The organism is Caballeronia sp. (assembly GCF_049581465.1).
In the GTDB taxonomy this organism is placed as follows: Bacteria; Pseudomonadota; Gammaproteobacteria; order Burkholderiales; family Burkholderiaceae; genus Caballeronia.
In genome coordinates, this window is record NZ_JBAUSA010001422.1 from 1 (window position 1) to 5062 (window position 5062).

The 5062-nt window shown below is 58.5% G+C and carries 4 protein-coding genes; all 4 read left to right on the forward strand.

The genetic code is table 11. The annotated features are described in order from the left end of the window. A partial coding sequence (locus WCA53_RS34430; RefSeq protein ID WP_423922821.1) for a S1C family serine protease occupies positions 1–568 on the forward strand: 568 nt, incomplete at its 5' end. A gap of 42 nt (positions 569–610) precedes the next feature. After that, positions 611–1255, forward strand: a complete 645-nt coding sequence (locus tag WCA53_RS34435) for a LuxR C-terminal-related transcriptional regulator (protein WP_423922827.1) — start codon at positions 611–613, stop codon at positions 1253–1255. 356 nt (positions 1256–1611) lie between these two features. Next, entirely contained in the window at positions 1612–2853 is a 1242-nt protein-coding gene (locus WCA53_RS34440; RefSeq protein ID WP_423922832.1) for an ABC transporter substrate-binding protein, read from the forward strand. Further along, on the forward strand, positions 2850–5062 hold a 2213-nt coding region (locus WCA53_RS34445), incomplete at its 3' end, for a bifunctional diguanylate cyclase/phosphodiesterase (RefSeq protein ID WP_423922824.1). The genes WCA53_RS34440 and WCA53_RS34445, both read left to right, overlap by 4 nt.

Below are 5062 nucleotides of genomic sequence, written 5' to 3' on the forward strand. Positions count from 1 at the left end.
CAGTGCCGATTTTGGCGTGATCGGCAACGCCGGTGGTCCGTGGCGCACCTGGAGGGGCGGTCAGCTCGATGCATTCGTGCGGCTGGACGGCGGCCTGCGCCCGGGGTTTTCGGGGGCAGCGCTGGCCGATGTGCGCGGGCAGGTCATGGGCATCTGCACATCGGCGCTTGCGCGTGGCGTCGGCATGGTAATTCCCGGGATGACCATCTCGCGCGTCGCCGAGGAACTGCTCGCTAAAGGGCGCGTCTCGCGGGGCTACCTTGGCGTCGGCACGCAGCAGGTGAACCTGTCGGATGCGTGGATCAAGAAAATGAACCTGTCTTCCAACCGCGGATTACTGGTCAATTCGCTCGCGCCGGGTGGTCCTGCGGAGGAGGCGGGCGTGCTTGTAGGCGACGTGCTGATAGAACTGGACGGCAAGCCTTGCCGTGACATGGACGACGTGCACGCCGCGCTTGGGCTCGCGAGCATCGGACAGCGGTTGAGGATTGCGCTGATCCGGGGCGGCGAACGCCACGAGTGTTCGGTCACCGTGGGCGAACGCCCGCAACGGGATTCGTGCCGGTGAGGTTCAGGAGCCGGTCAACAGTCGAGTGAACAGATGGCACAGATGGACCCGGTCCGGGTCGCGGTTATTGCGGAATCGCCTCCTGTGCGTGCTAGCCTGCAGGCGCTTGTCGAGGCCAGTCCCGCACTCAGGTTCGCGGGCAGCGCGGCGCAGCCTGAAATGCTTGCTGACTGTCTTGCCGGTTCAGTCCCGAATGTTGTCGTGATCGACGTGGAACCAGAGGCGAGCGACGCACCCAGGGCCGAATTCGACCTCGCGCACGCGCCATTGGCGCTGGTCCTGTTGACCGACGAGGCGGACAGTGACTGGATCCTTGACGCATTGTCGGGCGGCGCAACCGCGATCCTCCCGCGCAACGCGATGCCGGCAGAAATCGTCGCAGCCATCGAAGCTGGTGCCGCGGGCCTTTACGTCCTGTCGCCGGAGATCCTCGCGAGAATACTGTCCGGACGCAAACCGTCGCGGCACACGGCGCGCGGAGTGCCTTTCGAAACCCTGACTTTACGCGAGATCGAAGTACTGACGATGCTTGCCGAAGGACTCGGCAACAAGGAGATCGCACGGCAACTCGACATCTCCGACAACACAGTGAAATTCCACCTCTCCTCCATTTTCGGCAAGCTGGGCGCGACCAACCGCACCGAAGCGGTGATGTTTGGCATGCGGCACGGCTTCATCCTGATGTAGGGTGCGCACGCAGCAACGGACCCCCCCAAAAAACTTTTTCGATAGCAGACACGTTCGGCGACTACGCGTCATGCCGGGAAATGCACACCCGCTTTAGCTAAAGTATTTACGTCTATTGTCGATATGCAGTCCAGGCACTGCCGCGTTCGATTCGCTTTTTCGCTGCAATCTACCGAGCGAGAGAGAGACGTCCCAGGCTATGCCCTTGGCGCTTTCGCGACGCGAGCTTTAGATCTCACATGCGTCGAAAGTGCCTGCTGAAACCGGACCGCTCCATCCCGAAACCGAAAAGTGAACCTCACGTGCGACGAATTGAGTTTGCCTCCCTGCTATCTGGCTTGGCCTGCCTCATCCTCATGTCGTTGTACGGTTGTCACCAGCAAGACCCGGATTCTTCGCGCGCAACCGCGCCGGCCAAGACCACCATTACTGCATTGATTTGGGCCCCGGACTGGCCGGAGGAGATGCTTAAGATTGCCGCCGAATTCAGCAAGCTCAATCCAGACATACGCGTGAATGTGCAGTTCATGATTGGCAATTCCGTCGAGGAAAATATCAAGCCCCGGGTCGCCTCCGGCAACTTGCCGGACCTGGTGAGCGTCAACCCGAATGCCTATGCGGCTGAATTGGCCGATCAAGGCATCCTGGCCGACGTTAGCAAGACATCGGCATGGAACAACATGCTCGACCCTCTCAAGGGGGACTGGACCAGTCGCCGATCCAGGACTTTCGGACTATCCGGCGGCGTGGCTACGACGCTGATTTACTACAACCAGGACATGTTTGCGAAGGCGGGGATCAAAGCGCTGCCGACCAATTTCCCTGAGTTCCTGGCGGTTTGCGAGCAGCTCAAACGTGCGGGTTTTACGCCCATCATGTGGAACGGCGGCTTTCCGAACATGCTCGGCAACGGTCCGTTCAGTTCCGGCTTTGCCAACAATGTGGTGGCGCGCGAGCCCGACTGGAAGAAGAGAATCGGCGATGGCACGCTGGATTTGAACACGCCTCAGGTAGCGGATATTTTTGCCAAGCTCCTGCTGATAGCAGACCGTGGTTATGTACAAGAAGCGTTCATGTCGACGGATTACGATGACGGCATACGGCTGTTCAAGGAAGGCAAGGTCGCCATGGCTTTTCACGGCAGCTGGGCAGCCGGCCTTTTTCTGCACGGCAACCCGTTCGAAGTTGGCGTGTTTATTCCACCCTGGAATGCGCCCGGCGAGCGGGTGGTGCCTGTGATCGGCAGCGAAACCGGGTTTGCCGTATGTGAAACCCCCAACAAAGCCGAAGCGATGCGTTTTCTTGAATTCATCGCCGGGAAGGGGTTCTCCATTCTCCGTACAAAGCGCCAGAACATCTCCCCATTCAAGCAGGTCGCGGGAGCGATTCCGAGCGATCCGAAGATTGTTGACTACACAAACACGGTCAGTCGCTATCCGGTGACCTCCACCCTTTACTATTCGGTTTTACCTTCCAACTCGATCGAGCGGCTGCATCAATTGATGCAAGATGTACTGTTCAAGAAGATCACGCCAAGGCAGGCCGCGAGAAGTCTGGACGAGTCTGTCAAGAATGAAGCGAAGATGCAGTACAAATGAGCTCAATCATCCGTACGCTGCGAAGCGCTTTCGAATACCTCTCCCTGGATCTTCTGCGCCGCGTCGAAATTCGTTACCGGCTGATCACGGCGTTCATCCTGCTGTCGCTGCTACCGATACTTATTTCGGGCTACATATCGTATGTGGAGTCGACCGCGGCGATCAAGGACAAGGCGGAGATATTCTCGAAAGAGATGGTCAAGCAGGTATCCCGGAACGTCCTGTTGCGCATGGAGCAGATCGAGACGGAAAGCAGCTTCCTTGTGCTCTCCGACGGCGTTCAAGGCGCGCTGACAAGGGTCACAAACGGCAGTGCGAAGGAGCAGAGCGAGGCGCGCCAGGAGATGACGCGCCTGCTCCTCGCGCACTACGGATCGATTGATTTTATCAACCAGAAATATCTGCTCGACAAGAACAATCGAATCATGGACACCCAGGCGTTCGCGCAATTGACGCGGGGTGTGACGCGCCTGGTCAAGCAGGCTCCCGACCTTAATGGACGCCCTTACTGGGGCAGTTACGACAACGGTGTTGGACAACAAAACCTGGGGATGGTGCGCGCCATCATAAGCAAGAGCAACAATCGGCAGATCGGCAAGCTGGTCCTGATAGTTCGTCCCGAATATTTTTCGACCATTTTCAACGACGTCGCCTCGGGGAGTGGAACGCAAATCTACGTTCTCGATTCCCGCAGCAACAAGCTGATCATCCGTGCCGACGACACATCCACTAACCCCGATGAGACGCCCGAACCTCGCCTGATAGAAGAAATTGCGCACAACGAGCACGGCGAGCAGGGTGGTTTCGTTACCTTCGAGAGTAAGCGCGGGGGGCGCTATATGGCCGCCTACACAAGGATTCCTCGCACAACATGGTTCGTCATCAGCACGATTCCAGAAAAGAAGTTGACGGCACAGGTACAGGTGGTGCGCAACCAGATCGTCCTGGTCGGCATCTCGGGCTTCTTGCTTTCGATCTTCCTCGCCTACTTCATTTCCCACAGCATTTCGGCGCCGCTCAAGGACCTGGTGCGAAAGATGCACGATACGGGCAACGATGCGGGCGCCCAGGCGGACCCGAGTGCAGAAGCGCTCACTGATGCGGACGGTCAGGATGAGCTAGGCAGGCTGGCGCAGCGATTTGAAAGAATGCGCGAGGCGATCGAACAGAAGATCCAGAAGATCAACGAGATCAACGCCTCCCTTGAGCAGACCGTCATTGAGCGCACGGCGGAACTCGTTACCAGGGAGCACGAGTCGCGGACGTTGATTGAGAACTCCCCGGACACGATTACCCGCTACAACCGCGACCTCCAACGCATTTACGCCAATCCCGCTTTCCTTGCCCTGGCGGGGCGCAGCCTGGGCGAAGGCGTCGGCAAGCGGCCTTCGGAGATACCCGGCGGCCCTAATGCGCTGATCTACGAGAAGAAGATCAGCGAGACCATTTCAAGCGGAAAAAGTACGCAATTCGAACTGAAATGGCTCAGTAAGGATGGACAGGAACAATGCACTCATATCCGTCTGACGCCGGAGATCGACCGGTCGGGCAAGGTGAGTTCGGTGCTGGGTGTCGGTCGTGATCTAACGGACCGGATGGCATTCGAGGCGACGATCTGGAAACAGGCCAATTTCGATGCGCTGACCGATCTTCCAAATCGGCAGATGTTTCATGAGCGTCTCGACCATGAAGCCAGGATGTCGCGTCGTTCCGGACGACCTATGGCCTTGATGCTGATCGACCTGGATCGCTTCAAGGAGGTCAATGACTCCCTGGGACACGACAGGGGGGACATCTTGCTGATCGAGGCCGCCCGGCGCATCACTTCGTGCGTGCGCGAATCGGACACCGTCGCACGTCTTGGCGGCGACGAATTCACTGTCATCTTGCCCAACCGGGACGACATTAGAAGCATTGAACGGATGGCAAAGAAGATCATCGACAAGCTGGCCGAGCCCTTCAAGCTCGGCGCGGATGAGGCCTTCATTTCTGCCAGCGTCGGCGTCACGCTTTACCCCAACGACGCCAGCGAACTCGATATCCTTTTCAAGAACGCTGACCAGGCCATGTATGCGGCCAAGAACGCGGGTCGCAACCGTTTCAGCTACTTCACGCCCGACTTGCAAGTGGCGGCAGAAACGCGCATGCGTCTCACGAGCGATCTACGTGCCGCGCTGCCTGGCGAACAGTTCCGGGTCTATTACCAACC